Source organism: Xenorhabdus sp. PB61.4, assembly GCF_963894935.1.
Lineage (GTDB): Bacteria > Pseudomonadota > Gammaproteobacteria > Enterobacterales > Enterobacteriaceae > Xenorhabdus > Xenorhabdus stockiae.
Genome location: NZ_CAWQJR010000184.1, coordinates 44,391 through 67,607 on the forward strand (window position 1 = coordinate 44,391; position 23,217 = coordinate 67,607).

Genomic DNA, 23,217 nt, shown 5'->3' on the forward strand with positions numbered 1-23,217 from the left:
GCTTTATAGATACACAAGTAACTCTATAACCATAAAATAGATGATAAACAGGAGAGAATCTTGCCAAATTCAACTAACGAAAGCCAACATGTTTCTGAACAAAGTGCATTACCCGGTAGAGAATTACCATTAACTGTATCACCCTATCATTACGTTACACAGCATGCGATAGATAACATTCCTGAAAATATGGAAATTGCTTATGTAGGAATGGGATGTTTCTGGGGTGTTGAACGCCTGTTCTGGCAACAGGAAGGGGTTTATACCACTTCAGCCGGCTACAGTGGCGGCATCACGCCCAATCCGACCTATGAAGAGGTTTGTTCAGGCTTAACCGGGCATGCTGAAGTTGTCAGAATTGTGTTTGACCCGACAAAAATTACCTATAGCCAATTATTAAAACTGTTCTGGGAAAATCACGATCCGGCACAAGGAATGCGTCAGCATGGTGATATTGGTACACAATATCGTTCAGCTCTTTATACCGTTTCTCCTGAGCAATATGCTCAGGCAGTCGCAAGTTTCGAACAATATCAGCTGGCGATGGATGAGAATGGCGATCAGCGCACGATCACCACAGAGATCCGGGCAGCCGGACCATTCTATTTTGCGGAAGATTACCACCAGCAATACCTGATGAAAAACCCGGAAGGATACTGTGGGCTGGGAGGAACGGGGATCTGTTTTCCACCTACGTCCAGAAACTAGCCAGTTTAGTCAACCCAATGTTATAATTACTTGACTAAATTCATTTATCTTACGGCATATTATTAGTGCCGTAAGTTTTTATTTGTGTAATTTTTCACTCCTTTCTTCAGTGTTATTCAAATAAAAAACTACCCTGCCACTGAAGATAAGACATGGATACTTTATGTTAAACAGTTTATTAATCATACTCTTGCTTTGTGCTATCAGCGCATTTTTTTCGTTATCTGAAATTTCTCTGGCTGCTTCAAGAAGAATAAAACTAAAACTAATGGTGAACGAGGGGAATATTAATGCTGCCCGCGTTCTTAAGTTACAGGAAACTCCGGGCCGCTTTTTTACCGTCGTACAAATTGGTCTGAATGCAGTAGCAATCCTCGCTGGTGTTGTTGGAGAATCAGCATTTTCGCCTGCCATTAAGTCACTACTGACCCGTTTCATGCCCCATGACTGGGCGGAACAACTCGGCTTTATCTGCTCTTTTATTATCGTAACCAGCCTTTTCATTCTACTTGCTGATTTAACCCCCAAACGTCTTGGAATGATTAAGCCTGAAGCCGTTGCTATCCGGATTGTGAATCCAATGCGTTTTTGTCTGGCAATATCCCGGCCTTTAGTCTGGCTGTTCAATGGGCTTGCCGACTGCATATTCAAGATTTTTAAAATCCCGATGGCCCGTAATGAAGATATTACCTCTGATGATATTTATGCTGTGGTTGAAGCTGGAGCTGTCGCCGGTGTATTACGTAAGCAAGAGCATGAGTTAATTGAAAATGTTTTCGAGCTGGAATCCCGTACAGTTCCGTCTGCCATGACCTCCCGCGAAAGTGTGGTTTATTTTGATAAGAATGAAGACGAAAACAGTATCAAAGAAAAGATTTCTACTCATCCACACTCGAAATTCCTTGTTTGCGACGGCGATATTGATCACGTCATGGGCTACGTTGATTCCAAAGATTTACTGAACCGTGTCCTGAGTGGGCAAAGTCTCAACCTGAAAAATGGTGTTCAAATCCGCAATGCACTGATGATCCCTGATACCCTTTCGCTATCTGACACACTGGAAAGTTTCAAGGCTGCCGGAGATGACTTTGCCATCATTCTGAATGAATACGCACTGGTAATGGGTGTGATAACGCTGAATGATGTTATGACGACTTTAATGGGGGATTTAATCGGTCAGGGTCAGGAAGAACAGATTGTTGTCCGTGATGAAAATTCCTGGTTAGTCGAAGGCGGCACGCCCATAGAAGATGTGTTACGAGTTCTGGATATTGAAGATTTCCCGGACTCCAGCAATTATGAAACGATTGCTGGTTTTATGATGTTCCGCCTGCGGAAAATTCCGAAGCGTACTGATTATGTGAAGTTCAGCGGATATAAATTCGAAGTGGTAGATATTGATAATTATAAAATCGACCAATTACTGGTAACCAAAATTGTTGATACTCCACCCCCTTCCAGTAGCCCAACAGAACCGGCAATATCTGAATAAATCCCAATAAGAAACACCAACAAAAAACGGCCGAAAGGCCGTTCATTCAGTTCCCAAAACTATTTTATTTTGGAACTACCCCATTTCGGCTTGTAGAAGCAACACCTGCTGGTTAACTTCACTCATGACATTGAAATGGCGTTTATCTTTTATTTTGGGAGGCAGAATTTTCCCATAATTAAATTCAAAGGCACCCATGTCTTTGATATATAACCTTCCACGGAATAGGGTTTTTACGTAGAGAGCAATTTTTAGTGGATTATAGCGCTGAAAGATTTTCATCTCTTTTTTACTCCTCCATGCTTCTTACGATACTATTTTTCTGTACTGCGCAATTAGTGAATCAAAAGGTACATCACGGCTGTGTACGTTCTATAGACTCTGCATCTGGAAATTCGTTCCCGAATACTGAAGATTCAACCGCTGTTTTGGCGTAACATAATGAAAAAATAGAGCATTATGTTATCCTTGTTGAAGGTTTACTTATATTTTATTTTAAATGTTACCAAATTGTTTTATTTTATGAGAGCAGACCAGTTAACAGTCGCTATGCTGGGTATGATACTCCCTGATAACATGTCACATCATGCTAAGTAAGGAATAAATATGCTAAGAAACATAGTGTTAGCTTTAATATTGAGTTTAACTTCAATTGCTGCATTTGCTCATAACATTACTGTCGGGCAACCTGTGCCTGCCGTAATTATAGCAGACAAAGGTGAACTCCTTCTCAACAACGGTAAGTTTAGCTATCAGCAATGGAGCAGTGCAGAACTGCCGGGGAAAGTCAGAACTATCCAGCATATTGCCGGACGCAGCTCTGCCAAAGAGATGAATGACCCTCTTATTCAGGCCCTAAAAGCCGCTGATCTCCCGAAAGATAAATATCAGACAACCAGCGTTGTAAACACTGATGATGCTATCTTCGGCACCAGTGCTTTCGTCCGTAGCAGCCTTGAAGACAGTAAGAAAGAATTCCCGTGGTCACAATTTATTGTCGATAGTGATGGTGTTGCCAAACAAGCATGGGGTCTGGAACCTAAAAGTTCAGCAATTATTGTGTTGGATAAAAACGGTATCGTACAGTTTGTCAAAGATGGCAAGTTGAACAATGAAGATATCAAGCACGTCCTTGCTTTGATCAAAGAAGAACTGAAAAATTAATCGGTTATATTAAAAATATCCGATGATATTGGCTGGTGATAATGGTTTCGTCAGGAACCATTATCACTTTACCCCATTAAAAAATCGTCACCCTAAACCCCGGGTTTAAAAACGATTCACGCGGCGTATAGTCCAGAGTTTTTCCTGCCCAGTCAGTAACATGCCCACCTGCAGCAAGTGCAACAGCATGGCCTGCGGCAGTATCCCAGATATTTGTCGGCCCGAAGCGAGGATAAAGCTGGGCTTTCCCTTCAGCTACCATACAAAATTTAAGTGATGATCCGACTGACAGTGTTTGGTGAGCCCCTAACTGGGTAAGATAATCCCTCAGCTCATCATCCATATGAGAACGACTAACCACGACAGTGGGTGGTGTTGCAGAAACAACTTTGATTGGGAATTTCTGCCCGTTAGTTTCCTTCCATGCATGCCGCTCATGCCCTGAATAAAGGACGTCACGTACTGGGACATACACAACCCCCATGACAGGAACACCCTCTTCAATCAGTGCGATATTGACCGTAAATTCACCATTCCGATTAATGAATTCTTTCGTGCCATCCAATGGGTCAACCAGCCAGTAACGACGCCAGTTTTTTCTCTCATCCCATGTCGGTGGGTCTTCCTCTGATATCAATGGAATATCAGGTGAAATACGTGTCAGCCCTGCTTTGATAATCTTATGAGCGGCAATATCCGCAGCAGTAACGGGTGAATCATCGGTTTTATGCTTTATTTGCATCGGTTGCTCATCATGATAAACGGACATGATGGCTGCGCCTGCTTCCCGTGCAAGTTGGCAGATCTGTTGTAACATATACACCTCTGCATTTTCTAAAATAAAATAGCCGGTTATCCAGCTATTTTATTGTTCAGAATTACAGGATCTCAAGTAATTCTACTTCAAAGATCAGAGTGCTGTAAGGAGGAATGGAAGCACCTGCACCGCGCTCACCGTAAGCCAGGTTGTGAGGAATATAGAGTTCCCACTTGGAGCCAACAGGCATCAGCGTCAGAGCTTCAATCCAGCCTGGGATCACGCCACTGACAGGAAATTCTGCTGGCGTTCCACGCTGTACAGAACTGTCAAATACAGTGCCATCGATCAGACGGCCGGTGTAGTGAACACGAACACGGTCACTGCGAGCCGGGATTGCACCATCACCCTGAGTCAGAACAGAGAACTGCAAACCAGACTCAGTGCTGCTCACACCTTCACGCTGTACGTTTTCTGCCAGGAACTTTTTGCCTTCTTCTGCCATCGCCTGCTGACGCTCACGACGAACACCATCGGCACGCTCATGTACTTCACGCAGAGCACGATGCAGTTCTTCTACAGGAAGCGCCGGAGCACGGCTTTCCAGTGCATCACACAGACCTGCCAGTAAAGCTTCTGGCTCCAGCCCTTGCAAACCGGATTCCTGCAATTGTTGTCCAACCTGCAAACCAATACCGTAGCTTGCACGTGCTTCAATAGATTCAAAAGAAGGTTTTGTCATGAAATTACCTTTATTGGATAAATAAAGGCTCAAGCATAACAGCCCTGCCTGAATGGGTAAACGCACTAAGGAATTAAAAATAGTGGATTTTACTTTTGTAAAATATCTTTTGATTTATAACCAACAAAAAACGCTGGCATTGCCAGCGTTTTTTGTTCACATGTTCTTGTAGCTAATCAGAGATTAAGCTTCTGGAACAATGCTAACGTTCAACTGTGCGAATACATCGCTGTGTACCTGGAAGTGAACTTCGTGCTCACCAACAGTACGCAGAACGCCGTTAGGCAGTCGAACTTCGCTCTTAGATACAGCAACACCAGCAGCAGTAACTGCATCAGCGATGTCACGAGTACCGATAGAACCGAACAGTTTACCTTCGTCACCCGCTTTAGAAGCGATAGTCACAGCGCCCAGTGCTTTGATTTGCTCTGCACGAGCTTGTGCTGCTGCCAGAACGTCAGCCAGTTTAGCTTCCAGTTCAGCGCGGCGAGCTTCGAAAAATTCGATGTTTTTCTTAGTTGCAGGAACAGCTTTGCCCTGTGGAACTAAGAAGTTACGGGCATAACCCGCTTTAACGTTAACTTGATCACCCAGGCTACCCAGGTTCGCTACTTTATCAAGCAGAATAACTTGCATTACCTTATCCTCTCAAAGTCGTGAATGGACTGTGCCTATTACTGATGACGATCAGTATAAGGCAACAAAGACAGGTAGCGTGCACGCTTGATAGCACGAGCGAGCTGACGCTGATATTTTGCACGAGTGCCGGTGATGCGGCTAGGTACAATTTTACCACTTTCAGTGATGTAGTTTTTCAGCGTAGCAATGTCTTTATAATCAATCTCTTGTACGCCTTCCGCTGTGAAACGGCAGAACTTGCGACGACGGAAATAACGTGCCATTTGGCTAGTCTCCAGAATCTATCAATTCAATCTGCTCGGCATGAAGAACCAGTTTGCTAAGACCATTGCGCCCATGATGGGAGTTAATGAATCCTGAAACGGTTATTCGACTACCGACCGTTATACTGTGAGTATATTCTTGTAACAATTGTCCGCTGGCAATAACGGGCATTCTGCACCATGACTGCCTGCTGAATCCGGCTTCCTGCTGCTGTGAACGATGTTCGAGCACAAACTGACAATGTGGAATACCGGATGGACTGACTTTTCGTATCGGTGTCTTGCACACTGTGCCGGAAAGCACCAAACGATTAGCTGTCACAGAGATTACTCTTCAGAATCCCCAGCTTCATCAACATCATCAACCAGGCCTTCTTCCAGGACCAGGTCACGGCTGCGACGTTCGTCTTTAGCCTTAACCATTGGTGATGGTTCAGTTACTGCGTGTTTAGTACGCATAACCATGCTGCGGATAACGGCATCGTTGAAGCGGAAGTTAGTTTCCAGCTCATCAATCGCTTCTTGTGGAGCTTCAACGTTCAACAGAACGTAGTGAGCTTTGTGCAGTTTGTTGATTGGATAAGCCAGTTGACGGCGGCCCCAGTCTTCCAGACGATGAATCTGACCTTGTGCGTTAGTGATAGTTGCACTGTAACGCTCGATCATGCCCGGAACCTGTTCGCTCTGGTCAGGATGGACCATAAAAACGATTTCGTAATGACGCATTATCATTGCTCCTTACGGATTATTCAGCCTCCTGTCAGGGTCAGCCGTGGCCCATGGAGGCAAGGAACGTGTTAAGTACGGCTGAAAAATCGACGCGTCACTATACCTGCGTAGTAGAAAAAACTCAAGTAATACCCGTCGTCTTTCAAGCTGCCTCTTTGTTGGCTGCGCTCACTCACCCCAGTCACCGTTTTTATAAACAGACGATTGTCTATGCTCCTGGGGATGAGTTCCCTTGCTGCCGCGACGCATCTCGAAACCCATAGGGTATATTTTTAAGCGCTTCTCTGACGCATGATTTCAAACAGGCAAACACCCGTTGCAACTGAGACATTCAGAGAAGAAACAGAACCTGCCATCGGAATACTGACCAGCTCATCACAATGATCGCGAGTCAGACGGCGCATGCCTTCACCTTCAGCACCCATGACCAGTGCCATCGGGCCGGTCAGCTTGCTTTGATATAGAGAGTGAGTGGCTTCTCCCGCTGTACCCACAATCCAGACATTGTGTTCCTGCAATAAACGCAAAGTACGGGCGAGGTTAGTAACGCGGATCAGAGGTACGCTTTCTGCAGCACCACAGGCAACTTTTTTCGCAGTTGCATTCAGCTGTGCCGAACGGTCTCGGGGAACGATAACGGCATGAACTCCTGCGGCATCCGCAGTACGCAGGCAGGCTCCCAGATTATGTGGGTCAGTCACACCATCCAGTACCAGCAGGAAAGGACGCTCACACTGAGCCAGTAAATCAGGCAGGTCATTCTCCTGATATTGGCGTCCGGGTTTAACCCTTGCGATGATACCCTGATGTACCGCATTTTCTGTCTGTGTATCCAACCATTGGCGGTTAGCCAGTTGAACAGAAATGCCGATACTTTCCAGTTCCTGCAACAGCGGGGTCAAACGGCGATCTTCGCGCCCTTTCAGGACATAAACTTCCATGAAGCGCTGTGGATCGCGCTCCAATAAGGCTTTAACGGCATGAATACCGTAGATAATTTCACTCATGACGGGATGATACCTAAAAAATGGAGGGCGGCGAAAACCGCCCTATTATCTCTATTTTTTGCTAGTTAACTATCAACTGTTTTCCGCGTTTTTTTCGCGCGTTTAGCTTTCAGCTTTGCCGTGATCTTTTTGGTTTTGTCTGAAATTTTCTTCTTTTTGCCTGCTTTTCCTGACTGGCTGTCTGACGTTTTATCTGACTTATTTCCTGAACTGGCTTTTTCCGTTTTTTTCTTCTTACGGAAACTGTTATCTGGCTCAAAATTATCTGATTTTTTATAATCACGACCTTTTTTGGCACCTTTACTGCGCTCAAATGCGCCTTTCTTCGCTTTATCCCGTGCTGTTTTGCCTTTATTACGGGCTTTACGGGTCGTAGAAAGCAAAGCAAAGTCAATCTTACGTTCATCCATGTGAACCGCTTCTACACGGATTTCTACTTCATCGCCAAGCCGATAAGTCTGCCCGGAAGATTCACCGATGAGACGCTGACCAACATTGTCATGACGATAATAGTCATTATCCAGTGTGGAAACATGTACCAAACCATCAATGAACAGGTCATGCAACCTGACAAAGAAACCGAAGCCCGTCACACTGGTAATCAGGCCGGTGAAAACATTACCCACCTGATCCTGCATGAAATCACATTTCAGCCAGTCAGCCACATCTCGTGTCGCTTCATCAGCACGGCGCTCAGTCATTGAGCAGTGATCGCCCAATTGCAGCATCTGCGCCATATCGTTGTGCCAGCCACCGGTTGGTGTCCAGTGCTGTTCAGCAGTACCGTTTTCCTGTGCCAGCAGATACTTAATTGCCCGGTGCAAGACTAAATCAGGATAGCGACGAATCGGCGATGTAAAATGTGCATAAGCGCGCAGGGCCAGACCAAAATGACCGCGATTTTCCGGATCATAAATGGCCTGTTTCATAGAACGCAACAACATCGTTTGCAACAATTCATGGTCGGGACGTTCAGAGACCAGTTTCATCAGTTCAGCGAAATCTTTCGGCTCTGGCGTCATGCCTCCCGGCAGTTCCAGTCCCAGTTCATTAAAGACCGAACGCAAATTCAGAATACTTTCTTCTCGTGGTCGATCATGAATACGATACAGAGCAGGTTCACGATGTTTTTCGACAAAACGCGCAGCTGCAATATTTGCCAGAATCATACACTCTTCGATCAACTTATGAGCATCGTTACGCACAACCGGTTCAATGCGCTCAATTCGCCTTTCTGCATTGAAGATAAATTTCGCTTCTTCAGATTCAAACGAAATGGCTCCCCGCTCATCACGGGATACATCCAACGCCTGATAAAGTTCATGCAAATGCTCAATATGCTTCACTAGTGGCTTGTAATGTTCCCGCAGTTCTTGATCGCCCTGTAGGATTTTCCCTACTTTGGTATAAGTCAAACGGGCGTGAGAATTCATCACCGCTTCGTAAAATTTGTATGAAGACAACCTTCCCTGAGCGGAAATCGTCATTTCACACACCATACACAAGCGATCAACCTCTGGATTTAGCGAACATAACCCGTTTGATAACACTTCCGGCAACATCGGTACAACCTGCGACGGGAAATAAACGGAGTTACCACGGCTACATGCTTCGGTATCCAAAGGAGTTTGTGGGCGAACATAGTAACTGACATCAGCAATGGCAACCCATAAACGCCAGCCACCACCGCGTTTTCTTTCACAATATACTGCGTCATCGAAATCACGGGCATCTTCACCATCGATAGTGACTAACGGCAGTGCTCGTAAATCAACCCGGCCTTCTTTCGCTGATTCCGGGACATTTTCATCCAGACCAGCTAACTGTTTTTCCACCATCGGTGGCCAGTTATAAGGGATTTCATGGGTTCGAAGGGCAATATCAACCGCCATGCTCGTTCCCATCGTTTCACCGAGCACTTCAACAATTTTTCCGATGGCTTTAGTACGGCGGGTCGGGCGATTCGTCAGTTCCACAACAACGACATTCCCCATCCTTGCTCCGCAAATTTCTTCTTTCGGGATCAGGATATCGAAACACAAACGGCTGTCATCAGGAACCACAAAACCCATACCGGCATCGATAAAATACCGCCCAACTATCTGGCTGGTCTTTGGCTCCAATACCCGGACGATACGTACTTCAATACGGCCTTTACGATCCGGACGTAAAGGTTGAGCCAAAACAACATCACCGTGGATTGCCATCTTCATCTGTTCTGCTGACAGATAAAAATCCTCTTTGTGGCCTTCCACCCGTAAGAATCCATAACCATCACGATGCCCAATGACAGTTCCTTTTAATAGATCCAATCTTTCCGGTAACGCATAACACTGACGACGAGTGAAAACTAACTGTCCATCACGTTCCATTGCGCGCAAACGGCGACGCAATGCTTCCTGCGCCTCTGCGCTGGTTAACTTAAGTTCTTGTGCTATTTCCTGACGACTTACCGGAGTGGTGTGTTTAGAAAGGATATCCAAGATATATTCCCGACTTGGGATAGGAGATTCGTATTTTGCAGCCTCTCGTTCCTGAAAAGGATCTTTTGACATCGCTATTCCTCTGTTGTCATCAGTAAGCTGTTTATCCCCGCGCTTTATTTCCTGCTTCATTTCGTCAGCAACAATTGATAAAGGGGACGATTGTCTTCAACCATATCGGCCAAAGAATATTGATTTAATTCTTCCAAAAAGTTTTCCACTGCCTGATTCAATACTGATTTTAGACGACAGGCTGGAGTAATATGGCAGCTGTCGCAGTTAACTAATCCAAGTGGCTCCAGTAAACGCACCACATCACCAATTTTAATTTCACTGGCGGGTTTTCCCAGACTAATGCCGCCGTTTTTTCCTCTGACAGCATTCACTAATCCCAGATTACTCAGTTGATTAATGATTTTTACCATATGATTACGTGATACACCGTAAGCTTCTGTTACTTCAGTAATATTTGTCATCTGGCCTTCAGGTAAAGAAGCCATATAAATCAGGGCACGCAAGCCGTAATCGGTAAAACTAGTTAACTGCACACTTACCTCTGGGTGGCTGGATATAACGGGGATTATTGGAAACCAAACAAGTAAAGATTATTGGTCTATCATCATTAACTGGTCACATTATGTGGGTATTTTAAAAATTAAGCAAAGCAAGCTGTCACCAGAAAAATGATAGAGGTACGGCTGTCTGTGTCCCAAAAATGCAAAAACCGGGCATAAAGCCCGGTTATAGATACTTAGTGATTAAAAATAATCAATTAAGCATCAAATGGATCGCGCAGGATCATCGTTTCAGAGCGATCAGGGCCTGTAGAAATAATATCAACAGGAACACCAGACAGTTCTTCTACACGCTTAATGTAGTTCAGAGCAGCTTCTGGCAACTGGCTGTGCTCTTTCACACCGAAAGTGCTTTCATCCCAGCCCGGCAGGGTTTCATATACCGCTTCCAGACCTTCCCAGTTCTCTGCTGCCAGTGGTGTAGTGTCGATGACAGTACCATCAGCCTGACGATAACCTACACAGATCTTAACTTCTTTCAGGCCATCCAGTACGTCCAGTTTGGTCATACAGAAGCCGGACAGGGAGTTGATTTGAATAGCGCGGCGGATAGCAACGATATCCAGCCAGCCAGTACGACGGCTACGGCCTGTGGTAGCACCGAATTCCTGACCTTTCTGGCGCAGATACTCACCGGTTTCATCAAACAGTTCTGTTGGGAATGGACCTGCACCAACACGGGTGGAGTAAGCTTTGACAATACCCAGTACATAATCAACGTAACGCGGACCCAGACCTGAACCCGTTGCAACACCACCAGCGGTGGTATTAGAGGAGGTTACATAAGGATAAGTACCGTGGTCGATGTCCAGTAATGTACCCTGAGCACCTTCAAACATTACCAGCTCACCTTTCTGAGTTGCTTTGTAAAGCAGGTCAGAAACGTCAACTACCATGCCAGTCAGGATATCCGCAATCGCCAGAATATCATCCAGAGTTTTCTGGAAATCAACGGCAGGTTCGTTGTAATAGTTAACCAGCTGGAAGTTATGATAATCGATGATTTCTTTCAGTTTAGCTGCGAAAGTTTCTTTATCGAACAAATCACCCACACGCAAACCACGGCGAGCCACTTTGTCTTCGTATGCAGGGCCGATACCACGACCGGTTGTACCGATTGCCTTCGCACCACGCGCTTTTTCACGAGCATTGTCCAATGCAACATGATAAGGCAGGATCAGTGGACAAGCTTCAGAAATAAGCAAGCGCTCACGTACAGGAATCCCACGTGATTCAAGCTGTTTCATTTCTTTCATCAAAGCATCTGGTGCTAAAACGACCCCATTAGCGATAATGCTAATGACATTTTCACGCAGGATCCCAGATGGGATTAAGTGGAGAACGGTTTTTTCACCGTTAATGACTAATGTATGGCCCGCATTATGGCCCCCCTGATAACGGACAACATATTTAGCCCGTTCAGTCAGCAAGTCGACGATTTTACCCTTGCCCTCGTCACCCCATTGGGTGCCCAATACGACAACGTTCTTACCCATTTCAAAAGTTCACTCGGTTGCTTAAAAATGGATTCTACCATCTCATTTAGCACCTTTCAGTATTTTTTCTCACTTCTGTTATTTCGTTTCGTCATATTAACGGGCTGATAAGTAAGCATTGGTAATGACGGAATAACTCATAAGAGCTACAAAAGAAGCAATTTGAAAGAGTGAGGGGATAAAAAATGACGTAAAAAGCCACTGTAAGTTTTCTTACAGTGGCTCAGAGATGACTTTTATTTCTGCTAATTCAGGTAAATATCAGACCCTTTATCTGTAATCAAGTTACCTATCAGAAACGATCAGTCATTAGCACGACTATGAGTGCGCTGTTTAGATGGATCTTTCATGTAGCGGAAGAAGTCTGTATCAGGGCTGAGAACCATGATATTCCCTTCATTCCTGAAGCTATTCTCGTACGCACGCAGGCTACGGATAAAGGCATAAAAATCAGGATCTTTATTGAAAGCATCGGCAAACAGTTTTGTTGCTTCCGCATCACCTTCACCGCGTAAAATCAAAGCCTCGCTATATGCGGCTGCTTTGATTTCAGTCGCCGACTTATCAGCCGCTGCACGAACCTTCTCAGCTTCTTCCAGCCCCTGTGAACGGTGACGACGTGCTACCGCTTCACGTTCTGCACGCATACGCTGGTAGATTGCTCCTGAAACTTCATCCGGCAGGTTGATCTGCTTGATACGGACATCCACAACCTCAATCCCCAGTGCAGCCATACTGTTCGGATTGAAAGCAGGCTGTGCGCCTGTTTCTTTCTTCACACGGGCAGCAGCAGAAGCGATTGCATCGTCTGCGGAAGAGTCTTCATCACTCGTTCCCAGGTTCAGAGCATTACGTACATCCGTCGTCAGACGACCACGGGAGTCGGTCACGATACCACGAACATCCAGACGACCAATTTCAGAACGCAGACGGTCACTGAATTTACGTTTTAACAGAACTTCTGCCTGAGAAATCGAACCATTACCGGTAGCCAGATAATAGCTGCTGAAATCTTTAATGCGCCATTTCAGATAGGAGTCAACAATCAAGTCTTTATTTTCACTGGTCAGGAAACGGTCTGCCTTGATATCCATTGTCTGGATACGGGCATCAAGCGTTTTGACAGTTTCAATAAATGGGATCTTGAAATGTGGGCCCGGCTGATAAACCACTGGCTTATTTTCAGCATCACGTACTACTTTGCCAAAACGCAGGACGATCCCACGCTGGCCTTCATATACGATAAAGATTGATGAGTAGAGCACAACCAATATGGCGGCAATAACAAAGACGAACGACTTACGCATTATTATGGTCTCCCTTGTCTTGTCGTATCACCACGCAGGTCGCTTGAATCACCATAGCCAGAACTGCCATAACCTGATTGCCCGTGTGCTGGTGTGGAATGTGTCGTGCTGCGATGCTCTGGTGTGACTTTCACTTCTGGTGCTTTAGCCTTTGCTGCTTCAGCCTGACTACGAAGAACCTGATCCAGTGGCAATACCAGCATATTATTGCTCTTTTCATTGGCAATCACTTTGCGGGTATTACTCAGAACTCGCTCCATTGTCTCGATATAAAGACGCTCACGGGTAATTTCCGGTGCCGCTTTATATTCAGGCAGGATTTTGGCAAAACTTGCTACTTCACCCCGTGCATTCAATACCGCACTGACCTTATAAGCTTTGGCTTCTTCGATAATACGCTGAGCATTACCCTTGGCAATTGGTAAAACAGAGTTTTTATAGGCTTCTGCTTCACGAATGGTTTTTTGTTCTTCTTCACGGGCTGCGATAACGTCATCAAATGCCGCTTTCACCTCTTCAGGCGGACGCGCAGTCTGGAAGTTAACATCCAGCAGAGTGATCCCCATGTGGTATGGACGAATAGTTTCTTCCAGCACCTTTTGGGTATCATTACGCACAATAGTACGATCCGCTGTCAGGATTTTTTCCATTGTGTATTTGCCGACAACCCCGCGCACAGCACTGTCAGTCGCCTGACGAAGACTGTTATCTGGATTGGTGACATTGAAAAGATAGGCCTCAGGATCAGTAACACGATACTGAACGTTCATTTCAGCACGCACTACGTTTTCATCCGATGTCAGCATGACACCCGATGTTGCCAGTTCGCGGACAGATTCAACGTTAACAGCACGAACGCGGTCGATAAATGTCATCTTCCAGTTCAGGCCGGGCTGTACGATATGGCTGAATTTACCCAAACGGGTAACAACGCCACGTTCTGTTTCCTTGATTGTATAGAAACCACTGACAACCCAAACAACAACTACAACAGCAATGGCGAGACCAATAAGACGTCCACCAAATTTAGGGTTCTGCCCAGAACCATTTCCACCTTTGTTTCCACCGAGGCCGCCGAGTTTTTGGCTCAGTTTACGGAACAGATCGTCGAGATCAGTTGCCCCACGGTTTCGACCACCTTTATTGTTGCCGCCGGAGTTGCCGCCATTATTCTTGCTGCTTCCCCACGGGTCGCGGTCCTGTCCGTTATTACCGGGCTGATTCCACGCCATGTTTTAGCTCCACTTTTTAGTTTTTCACTGGTTTTTCAGAGGTGACTGCTCTTCCACCCACACGGGTGAGGCTTCCCACTTCACAGGCCGCTGTTACTGATACATCAGACACAACCTCCATGGGCAAAAACGATAAACTTCACCGTTTCATAAGCAACCAATATTTTTGGGTGATACCTTTTGACAGTGCTGATGACAGTGCTGATTTCGTCACTGCAATTCTGGCACAATCATTTCATCACCGCCATTTCATCACCGTTACTCCATAACGCTAAGTACCCTGAAATGGCGGCCAAAATAATACCTTGTTTGTCGCCCTGCGCCAATCAATCAGACAACATAGTCTGGTAAATTTGGCTCCTGCTTACACAGACGACGCCAGTCGATCATCGGCATCCTGACTTCTAGCCCCAGCTGACCGCTTTCTTCCATCCATTCACGCTCAATGGCCTGAAGCTGGTAAAAACGGCTACGCAGACGCCCGGCTTCCGGAGGCAAATGCAATTCATAATGTGCAATCTCACCGGAAAGAAGTTCAGTCAGTGCCTGCAATAGCAGGGGGATACCTTCCCCGCTCTGGGCTGAAAGCCAGACTCGCACCGGACGATTTTCTTCATCACGGTCAATCCGGGGTTCAAAATCGTCCAGCATGTCGATTTTATTCATCACCAGCAAAGAAGAGATTTCATGTGCTTCAATCTCTTCCAGAACACTGTCCACGGCAAGAATGTTCTCATCCAGCCGGTTATCAGCCGCATCAACAACATGAAGTAATAACCTTGCCTGCCTTGTTTCCTGCAAGGTGGCCTTAAACGCTGCCACCAAATCATGGGGTAAGTGACGAATAAAACCAACGGTATCAGCCAGAACAACCGGACCGACATCATTTACAGCGATCCGACGCAATGTCGGGTCGAGAGTAGCAAAAAGCTGATCAGCAGCATATACCTCAGCCGAGGTTATTCTATTGAATAAACTAGATTTTCCGGCATTGGTGTAACCAACAAGGGAAACGGTGGGAATATCTGCTTTGTTGCGCGCCTGACGCCCCTGTTCACGCTGTCGTTCTACTTTCCCAAGACGCCCCAGAATCTGCTTAATTTTATCGCGCAACATACGGCGATCAGATTCCAGCTGGGTTTCCCCGGGGCCACGCAAACCAATTCCGCCTTTCTGGCGTTCAAGATGGGTCCAGCCTCGGACTAAGCGGGTAGATAAGTGGCGTAATTGTGCAAGTTCTACCTGCAACTTACCTTCATGTGTTCTCGCCCGCTGGGCAAAAATATCCAGTATTACACCAGTACGATCAACAACACGACATTGGCACAAGCGTTCCAGATTACGTTCCTGAGCAGGAGAAAGTGCGTGATCAAACAGCACCACATCTGCACCACTGTTTTTGACTGCTTCAGCAATTTCTTCTGCCTTGCCTTCCCCGACAAAATATTTCGGATGCGGAGCCTTACGGCTTCCTGTCACAATCTGCACAGGAGAAACACCAGCGGAAGTCACCAATGATTCAAATTCACTGAGATTTTCCGTGTCTTTTTCCTGTGAGAAAAAAACATGCACCAGAACGGCTAGTTCTCCGCCTTCGTAACGATCAAACAATGGTGCAACCCTCAGGCTGAGTATCCCCTTCGTCTTTCAAGCTGCCGAGATGCAACTCAAAATCCATTGGGTATAAAATTCCATAGGAAAAACATAGGTAAAGTCTCCCTACCTATGTTTTTATTTATGTCAGGCATTATCACTGATTTATTCAGCGATATCATTTTCCTGTTGTGCTGCCGGACTGTTACCAGCCTGATAATTTCCCACGCTGGATGCCATATTAGCATTGCTACCGTGGTGAGATACCGGACGGGAAGGCACAACAGTCGAGATGGCGTGTTTATAAACCATCTGGCTAACCGTGTTTTTCAGCAAAATGACAAACTGGTCAAAAGACTCAATCTGACCCTGCAATTTGATGCCGTTGACTAAATAAATAGAAACCGGGACCCTTTCACGACGTAATGCGTTCAGGAATGGATCTTGCAAAGATTGCCCCTTAGCCATTCTATATTTTCCTTATTTTGTTGTTTTTAACTAAGAACCCGTTGGTTCGAAAAAGTAACTACTCAAAAATGACGCTTTGTACTGATAATTGTACACAATCAACGAATTTATGTACCAATAACCTGCATGACTGTTTTCAGGGCCTGCTCAGGCTGGTCGCTGTCCAACCAGGCCACATCGTCCCACCCCCTGAGCCAGGTTATCTGACGCTTCGCCAGCTGGCGAGTTGCGCAGATACCACGATAAACCATCTCATCATGAGAAATCTCGCCTGCGAGGTAAGACCACATTTGACGATAGCCAACACAACGAATGGAGGGTAAATCCGTATGCAAATCGCTACGAGCATAAAGCGCTTTAACTTCATCTTCAAACCCTGATTTGATCATCTGTTCAAATCGGGCTGCAATGCGCTGATGCAAAATTTCACGGCTTGCAGGCGCAATGGCGAACTGATGAACACGATAAGGCAATACTTCCCCAGACGTTTCTGTCAATGTAGTTAGAGTGTTACCCGAAATCCGAAAAACTTCCAGTGCACGAGTAAGACGTTGTGGATCATTTGGATGGATTCTTGCTGCTGCAACCGGATCAATCTCCTGCAATTGCTGATGCAATGCCTCCCATCCGTGTTCCTCTGCCTCCTGCTCAATGACCGCCCTGACTTCAGGGTCTGCTGAAGGTAATGGTGATAACCCTTCCAGTAATGCTTTGAAATATAGCATGGTTCCGCCGACCAGGAGCGGAATTCTCCCTGCTGCCGTAATTTCTGCCATTTGTTCCAGCGCATCGCGCCGGAAATCAGCAGCAGAATACACGTCGGCAGGATCCAGAATATCAATCAAACGGTGCGGAGCCTGAGCCTGCTCTTCTGCAGACGGTTTCGCAGTACCAATATCCATGCCACGATAAACCAGTGCAGAATCAACGCTAATCAGTTCAACCGGAAGATGCTGACGCAAAGCGATTGATAATGCCGTTTTTCCTGAGGCTGTCGGCCCCATAATAAAAATGGCTGTGGGCAAATGTTGAGTTTTTACATCACTCATGATTAAAAAGTGCCACCACTGCTTGTAAATCAATTAATTGTAATAAACCCTCTGGCGGAGATCCCACTAATTGAGGGCAAAGACGCTCAACATCAGCTAAAAGCTGAACAGCCTGTGCAATATTCCACGTTTCATGTTCACTGCCCAAATGGCGGGCGAGCCAGATTGCCACCTGCTGTACTGAAACTGATGACTGTTCCATCAGATAACCCAACAACGCCGGAAAAAGTTTTGGCAGATTTTGTTGGCGCAGAGGCAACGATACCGCATGAATGGTCACTTTTCCATGTGCGACAGTCGATTCAATACCAAAAGTCTTCAATAGCTCACTATTCTGTCGTAAAACATTGACCTCTGTCTCACTGAGAGACAACTTCAGTGGGATGAGAAGTGGCTGTGGTTTAAGCCCCTGCTCCCCCGGCGTTAATTGAGCCTGCCGCAACCAGCGTTCAGCAACAGGCAGTGACAATAGACCAATACCCGAGGCTGATTCAAGCAATGCATAGTGGGGAGCATAGATACTCAGGACTTTACCGAAACTATAACTACTATTTTTTCCCTGTACAGGAGTTGAACGAGCAGGCATTAATGGTGTTTTTTCTGTGACAGAAGCCGACTTTTCGGAAATTTTTCTTTCTGCATCTGATCGTTCAGGAAAAAGTGGCTGTTTTTCTTCTGGCGCAAACTGCATCAATTTTTGGTACAGCTCGCCTTGTTTTTTCTGGTAACTTTCCCCCTGATAAGGCTGCCTGACACTACTATGTCCTGCCTGATGACCTGAAGATGGTGTTTCAGAGGCGGTACGGGGAGAGGATGACGTTTTTTGCGATGCCCCAGCCGAAGTGGTTTGTGCTTGTCGGAGAAAATGATTCTCCCCCGCAGAAGGCCGGTTTTCTGGTATCCAGTCTGTTGTCTCTTCCTGACAATCTAGCCCCAGTTCAGCGCCGTTGCTGCGCTGTTTCAGCACCGCAGCAACACCCTGATAAATAAAATCATGCACCAGACGTGCCTGATGAAAACGTACTTCATGTTTAGCTGGGTGCACATTCACATCAACCTGATGTGGGTCTATCTCTAAATACAGGACATAAGCCGGTTGCTGTTCGCCTTGCAGCAAATCCTGATAGGCCTGACGGATAGCATGATTAATCAGCCGATCCCGCATCATGCGCCCGTTCACATAGCAATACTGAATATCCCCCGCAGCATGAGAACTTTTGGGATCAACAACCCAGCCCTTGATAGACAACATATCGTGCTGCCATGACAGTGCCAGCGCCTGCTGCATAAATGCCGTACCACAAATCGCTGCCAGCCTCCGTTCATGCTGGGATTCATCTTTAGCCGGACGATACTGGCGCACGAGCTTTCCATTGTGATTCAGATTAATCGCCACATCCAGACGAGCAAGGGCTATTCTGCGCACGACCTCATCAATATGACCGAACTCGGTTTTTTCTGTTCTCAGGAACTTACGTCGGGCAGGGGTATTGTAAAACAGGTCCAAAACCTCAACCGTTGTTCCGACAGGGTGGGCGGCAGGTTTTACCGTCACTTCCATATCACGGCCTTCGGCATAAGCCTGCCATGCTTCCGCCTGTCCCTCAGGCCGGGAAGTCAGAGTCAGCCGTGAAACAGAACTAATACTGGCCAGCGCTTCACCGCGAAATCCCATACTGACTATGGCTTCCAAATCATCCAGAGAAGCTATTTTACTGGTCGCATGACGGGCCAGCGCTAATGTGAGATCCTGTCGGCTAATTCCACAACCATTATCACGTATACGGATTAATTTTGCGCCACCACGTTCAATATCGATATCAATACGGGTAGTGCCGGCATCAAGGCTATTTTCCACCAGCTCTTTCACTACCGATGCCGGGCGTTCAACCACTTCACCAGCAGCAATCTGGTTTGCTAATTGTGGGGGTAATATCCTGATAGCCATATTCGACCTTACCTACTTTTTCTTGGTAATTTACGATTTTTCTTAAATTACCGGGTTTCTTACGTACCGTTTAAAATTATTTTGGTGCTGTCTGCAACGGATTTGCCTGAAAATAGTGACGCAACCCAAGATGAATCGCCTGCGCCAGCTTTTCCTGATACTGATTGGAGCCTAACAGCTCTTCTTCTGATGTGTTACTGATAAATCCTGTCTCCACCAGAATGGAAGGAATATCCGGTGAGCGCAAAACCCCTAAGCTGGCATGTTCCGGCGTGCGCTTATGCAGAGAACCAACCTGAGATAACTGTTGCAGCACCTTAACCGCAACGTCATAACCTACCCGCTGTGAATGCCCGAATTGTAAATCTAGCACTGCCTGACTCAAAAACGGATCTGTACCATTAGCCAGAGCATCTCCCGCGCCCCCCAATAATTCAGACTGTTTCTCATGTTGCTCCAGCCAGTTTCCCAGCTCGCTGTTTGCACGACGATTAGACAATACCCAGACAGAAGCCCCTCTGGCACTGCGATTAGGTGCAGCATCGGCATGAATGGAAACCAACATATTTGCCTTATGCTTACGGGCTACCTCAGAGCGTCCGGCTACCGAGATAAAATAATCTCCGTTGCGTGTCAGAACGGGTTTAAACATCGGGTCATTACGCAAAAGTTCTTCCAGCCTGCGCGCCACACTGATAGTGACATTTTTTTCCCGTAATCCTCGCGGCCCGATGGCTCCCGGGTCCTGCCCTCCATGCCCGGCATCGATAGCAATCACAATCGGATATTTCCCCTGAGCAGTTTTATTTATCTGCTTTTTTACAACCGGGGCATTATGCGCAGACACAGGTTTTGTTTCCTGCATGACAGAAGTGACTTCAGCCGTCTTATTTGTTAGTGACTGCTTACTCTTGTGTGGAGTTGAAACCTCACTAGATGCGGTGTTCTCTTTGAATATTGAAGGACTATTTACAGCTCCCTCGGCCTTCAGAGTGAAAATAATCTGATATTGATTCCCTGATTTCTTTACAACGGACATCGCCGTTGCCTTCTGAGCCAGTTCCAGTACAATCCGCTTATGTTGCGCATCAGGCGGCTGGCTCGTTCGGACTATCTTCACCAGATTCTGACCAGATAAACGCATCGGCAATCCTGTGATACCGGCTGACTGACGAATATCCACAACCAGCCTTTCAGGATTATGAAGAGGAAAAAAGCGATACTCGGGATGCCCGCCAGTGAACCCCAGCGTAACAGTGGCTTCAGATGAATTGTTACTCACATGCACATTTGATAGTGTCGATGCTACCGCCGTTGTCATAACCCATTGGCTCAAAAAAACAAAAAGCATAAAAAACATCAGCCAATGGGGTTGCCATTTTTTTATCGTCTTCACACAGAAGGCATTCATCATGGTCAGGGATTCCTTCATAAGGATTTCAGATTATCCAGTAAACTTTCACCATATTCAGATAACGCCACAAAATGAGCCTGCCGCCCTTCATTGTTATAGGCTAGATGCAACTCAATATCAGCGTTGGGTAAAAACCCTGCTCCTTGTTGCGGCCATTCCACCAGACAAATGGCATCCTGATGAAAATAATCGCGGATCCCCATAAATTCCAGTTCTTCAGGATCGGCCAGACGATACAAATCAAAATGATAAACGGGGCGTGGCTGTAGAGCATAAGGTTCAACCAGTGTATAAGTCGGACTTTTCACATGCCCCTGATGACCCAGCGCCTGTAGAAAACCACGGCTAAACGTTGTTTTTCCGGCACCGAGATCGCCATATAGATAAATAACATAGCCGCGTTCGCAGGCTGCTGCCACTGAATTGCCCAATGCAACGGTGGCATTTTCATTCGGAAGTGATAAAACAAGTTCTTTCATAGAAAATTATCTATTGTTTTATTGAATTAAAGCCTATTGGAATATACCCATCGTTTCCCAGACCATCGCCTGAAACCCATAGGATATATGAAAGACATATTAGTTAGATAGTTTAACCAATAACCATAACATAACTCAGCTATTATCATTTACTATCTTCTACTCGGAAACAAAGCAACCAGAAAGACGAAGGGCAAAACCTGTGTTAACCTATCCGCCCTTTACAGCAGTCACTCAATATCCAATGGCAATCCCTCTCGACCTGAACCTTCTGGCAGCAAACATCAAACAATGGGGCCTTTCTCTCGGTTTTCAGCAAGTTGGTATCTGTGATACCGATTTATCCACAGAAGAACCGAGACTACAGGAGTGGCTCGATAAGCAATATCAGGGTGAAATGGACTGGATGGCACGCCACGGCATGATGCGAGCACGTCCTCATGAATTGCTACCCGGTACTTTGCGGGTTATCAGCGTGCGCATGAATTACCTGCCGGCCAAAGCCGCTTTTGCCAGCACCCTGAATAATCCTGAGCAGGGATATGTTAGTCGTTATGCACTAGGCAGAGATTATCATAAACTGCTACGCCAACGGCTTAAAAAGCTGGGTGAGCAAATTCAGGAATATTGCTCCGCCCATGAATATCAGGGAATACTGAATTTCCGGCCTTTCGTTGATTCCGCTCCGATTATGGAACGCCCGCTTGCCGCTAAAGCCGGAATTGGCTGGGTTGGTAAACACTCACTTATATTAAACAGAGAGTCAGGCTCTTGGTTCTTTCTCGGCGAATTACTGGTTAACCTTCCCCTCCCTGTTGACTCCCCCCAAGAAGAGCAATGCGGGCGTTGTGTTGCCTGTATGACCACGTGTCCGACAGGTGCCATTGTCGAGCCTTATACCATTGATGCCCGTCGTTGCATTTCATATCTGACAATTGAACTTGAGGGTGTTATCCCGGAAGAGTTTCGCCCATTAATGGGCAACCGGATTTATGGCTGTGACGATTGTCAGCTTATCTGCCCCTGGAATCGTTTTTCGCAATTAACAGACGAAGCCGATTTTAGCCCTCGCGCAGCACTGCATACTCCTGAACTACTCGATTTATTCAATTGGAGCGAAGAAAAGTTTCTGCGTATAACAGAAGGTTCAGCAATACGTCGTATTGGCTATTTACGCTGGCTGCGTAATATTTCAGTTGCATTGGGTAATGCCCCATACCGTGATGAAATCGTACTGGTTTTAGAAAAAAGAATTGGGCTAAGTGAGGTGTTAGATGAACATATCCACTGGGCTATTGCCCAACAACTATCCCGCCGAAGTATTGATGCAATTAACGTTCAAACATCACAACAAAAACGGTTAATACGGGCAATTACCAAAGGGTTGCCCCGAGATGCTTAATATACAATCAGTCTGATTTTTGCTTAAAAAAAGCTTCTGTTTCCTTGTGAATAAAATAAAAATGCTTTTCTACTCAAAGTGCAAAGGAAAGATAAATATCAATTAAGATACTTTAAATAAAAGTCAATTATTCAAATTTATCAATTAGTTAATTAATATATCTTATTTAAGATAATAAATTAAAAAAGTTAGACGCGGACATATCGCCTGTGGATAACTCTGTGTAACAAGCAAATCAGTACCGGTCAACTCAAAATGGTTGTTATGTTA

The 23,217-nt window shown here is 45.9% G+C and carries 24 protein-coding genes; 5 read left to right on the forward strand and 19 right to left on the reverse strand.

The window, feature by feature from the left end:
- Window positions 1-60 precede the first annotated feature (60 nt).
- Window positions 61-708 (forward strand): peptide-methionine (S)-S-oxide reductase MsrA, encoded by a 648-nt coding sequence (msrA, locus tag AACX68_RS15330; RefSeq protein ID WP_228858092.1) that lies wholly within the window; start codon window positions 61-63, stop codon window positions 706-708.
- 163 nt (window positions 709-871) lie between these two features.
- Entirely contained in the window at window positions 872-2,200 is a 1,329-nt protein-coding gene (locus AACX68_RS15335; RefSeq protein WP_228858093.1) for a hemolysin family protein, read from the forward strand.
- 75 nt (window positions 2,201-2,275) lie between these two features.
- Here AACX68_RS15335 and AACX68_RS15340 read toward each other — a convergent pair whose 3' ends face one another.
- A complete protein-coding gene (locus AACX68_RS15340) occupies window positions 2,276-2,482 on the reverse strand; it encodes a DUF1107 domain-containing protein (RefSeq protein WP_099109376.1) in 207 nt (68 codons plus the stop codon).
- Window positions 2,483-2,806: 324 nt separating this feature from the next.
- On the opposite strand from AACX68_RS15340, the gene AACX68_RS15345 reads away from it, so the two are divergent.
- The gene (locus AACX68_RS15345) at window positions 2,807-3,364 is read left to right on the forward strand and encodes a YtfJ family protein (protein WP_228858094.1); all 558 of its coding nucleotides are present in this window, start codon (window positions 2,807-2,809) and stop codon (window positions 3,362-3,364) included.
- Between the two features lie 76 nt (window positions 3,365-3,440).
- On the opposite strand, the gene cysQ is transcribed toward AACX68_RS15345, so the two are convergent.
- From cysQ to hflK, 12 genes are all read right to left on the reverse strand, one after another.
- Window positions 3,441-4,181 (reverse strand): 3'(2'),5'-bisphosphate nucleotidase CysQ, encoded by a 741-nt coding sequence (gene cysQ, locus AACX68_RS15350; protein ID WP_228858095.1) that lies wholly within the window; start codon window positions 4,179-4,181, stop codon window positions 3,441-3,443.
- Between the two features lie 61 nt (window positions 4,182-4,242).
- Window positions 4,243-4,863, reverse strand: a complete 621-nt coding sequence (locus tag AACX68_RS15355; RefSeq protein WP_099109373.1) for a peptidylprolyl isomerase — start codon at window positions 4,861-4,863, stop codon at window positions 4,243-4,245.
- Window positions 4,864-5,046: 183 nt separating this feature from the next.
- Complete coding sequence (gene rplI / locus AACX68_RS15360) at window positions 5,047-5,499, reverse strand: 50S ribosomal protein L9 (protein WP_228858096.1); 453 nt, start codon at window positions 5,497-5,499, stop codon at window positions 5,047-5,049.
- A 38-nt stretch (window positions 5,500-5,537) separates the two neighbouring features.
- On the reverse strand, window positions 5,538-5,765 hold the full coding sequence (gene rpsR, locus AACX68_RS15365; RefSeq protein WP_000135199.1) for a 30S ribosomal protein S18: 228 nt from the start codon (window positions 5,763-5,765) through the stop codon (window positions 5,538-5,540).
- Window positions 5,766-5,769: 4 nt separating this feature from the next.
- Window positions 5,770-6,087 (reverse strand): primosomal replication protein N, encoded by a 318-nt coding sequence (priB, locus tag AACX68_RS15370; RefSeq protein ID WP_099109369.1) that lies wholly within the window; start codon window positions 6,085-6,087, stop codon window positions 5,770-5,772.
- A gap of 5 nt (window positions 6,088-6,092) precedes the next feature.
- A complete protein-coding gene (rpsF, locus tag AACX68_RS15375) occupies window positions 6,093-6,491 on the reverse strand; it encodes a 30S ribosomal protein S6 (protein WP_086955108.1) in 399 nt (132 codons plus the stop codon).
- Window positions 6,492-6,766: 275 nt separating this feature from the next.
- Entirely contained in the window at window positions 6,767-7,501 is a 735-nt protein-coding gene (rlmB, locus tag AACX68_RS15380) for a 23S rRNA (guanosine(2251)-2'-O)-methyltransferase RlmB (RefSeq protein ID WP_099109367.1), read from the reverse strand.
- 65 nt (window positions 7,502-7,566) lie between these two features.
- Complete coding sequence (gene rnr / locus AACX68_RS15385; protein WP_228858110.1) at window positions 7,567-10,056, reverse strand: ribonuclease R; 2,490 nt, start codon at window positions 10,054-10,056, stop codon at window positions 7,567-7,569.
- Between the two features lie 56 nt (window positions 10,057-10,112).
- On the reverse strand, window positions 10,113-10,532 hold the full coding sequence (nsrR, locus tag AACX68_RS15390; protein ID WP_228858097.1) for a nitric oxide-sensing transcriptional repressor NsrR: 420 nt from the start codon (window positions 10,530-10,532) through the stop codon (window positions 10,113-10,115).
- Window positions 10,533-10,756: 224 nt separating this feature from the next.
- Window positions 10,757-12,055: an adenylosuccinate synthase gene (locus AACX68_RS15395; RefSeq protein WP_099109364.1), complete on the reverse strand. Its 1,299-nt coding sequence runs from the start codon at window positions 12,053-12,055 to the stop codon at window positions 10,757-10,759.
- A gap of 302 nt (window positions 12,056-12,357) precedes the next feature.
- Window positions 12,358-13,362, reverse strand: coding sequence for a protease modulator HflC (gene hflC, locus AACX68_RS15400; RefSeq protein WP_228858098.1), 1,005 nt, complete (start codon window positions 13,360-13,362; stop codon window positions 12,358-12,360).
- Between the two features lie 2 nt (window positions 13,363-13,364).
- Entirely contained in the window at window positions 13,365-14,594 is a 1,230-nt protein-coding gene (gene hflK / locus AACX68_RS15405; protein WP_228858099.1) for an FtsH protease activity modulator HflK, read from the reverse strand.
- Window positions 14,595-14,635: 41 nt separating this feature from the next.
- Here hflK and AACX68_RS15410 point away from each other — a divergent pair, with 41 nt between their 5' ends.
- Window positions 14,636-14,863, forward strand: a complete 228-nt coding sequence (locus tag AACX68_RS15410; protein WP_228858100.1) for a hypothetical protein — start codon at window positions 14,636-14,638, stop codon at window positions 14,861-14,863.
- Between the two features lie 61 nt (window positions 14,864-14,924).
- Here AACX68_RS15410 and hflX read toward each other — a convergent pair whose 3' ends face one another.
- The 6 genes from hflX to tsaE all read right to left on the reverse strand — a co-directional run bounded on the left by hflX (window position 14,925) and on the right by tsaE (window position 21,545).
- Window positions 14,925-16,205, reverse strand: a complete 1,281-nt coding sequence (hflX, locus tag AACX68_RS15415) for a ribosome rescue GTPase HflX (protein WP_228858101.1) — start codon at window positions 16,203-16,205, stop codon at window positions 14,925-14,927.
- Between the two features lie 147 nt (window positions 16,206-16,352).
- Window positions 16,353-16,655, reverse strand: a complete 303-nt coding sequence (gene hfq, locus AACX68_RS15420) for an RNA chaperone Hfq (RefSeq protein ID WP_086955100.1) — start codon at window positions 16,653-16,655, stop codon at window positions 16,353-16,355.
- 107 nt (window positions 16,656-16,762) lie between these two features.
- On the reverse strand, window positions 16,763-17,704 hold the full coding sequence (miaA, locus tag AACX68_RS15425) for a tRNA (adenosine(37)-N6)-dimethylallyltransferase MiaA (protein WP_228858102.1): 942 nt from the start codon (window positions 17,702-17,704) through the stop codon (window positions 16,763-16,765).
- Window positions 17,697-19,652 carry a DNA mismatch repair endonuclease MutL gene (gene mutL, locus AACX68_RS15430; RefSeq protein WP_228858103.1) on the reverse strand — a complete coding sequence of 652 codons (1,956 nt, stop codon included), beginning with the start codon at window positions 19,650-19,652 and terminating at the stop codon, window positions 17,697-17,699. Before mutL ends, miaA begins: the two co-directional genes overlap by 8 nt.
- 76 nt (window positions 19,653-19,728) lie before the next feature.
- Window positions 19,729-21,066: an N-acetylmuramoyl-L-alanine amidase AmiB gene (amiB, locus tag AACX68_RS15435; RefSeq protein WP_228858104.1), complete on the reverse strand. Its 1,338-nt coding sequence runs from the start codon at window positions 21,064-21,066 to the stop codon at window positions 19,729-19,731.
- A gap of 14 nt (window positions 21,067-21,080) precedes the next feature.
- A complete protein-coding gene (gene tsaE, locus AACX68_RS15440; RefSeq protein ID WP_228858105.1) occupies window positions 21,081-21,545 on the reverse strand; it encodes a tRNA (adenosine(37)-N6)-threonylcarbamoyltransferase complex ATPase subunit type 1 TsaE in 465 nt (154 codons plus the stop codon).
- A gap of 244 nt (window positions 21,546-21,789) precedes the next feature.
- Here tsaE and queG point away from each other — a divergent pair, with 244 nt between their 5' ends.
- Window positions 21,790-22,947 carry a tRNA epoxyqueuosine(34) reductase QueG gene (gene queG, locus AACX68_RS15445; RefSeq protein WP_228858111.1) on the forward strand — a complete coding sequence of 386 codons (1,158 nt, stop codon included), beginning with the start codon at window positions 21,790-21,792 and terminating at the stop codon, window positions 22,945-22,947.
- Window positions 22,948-23,217: the final 270 nt, after the last annotated feature.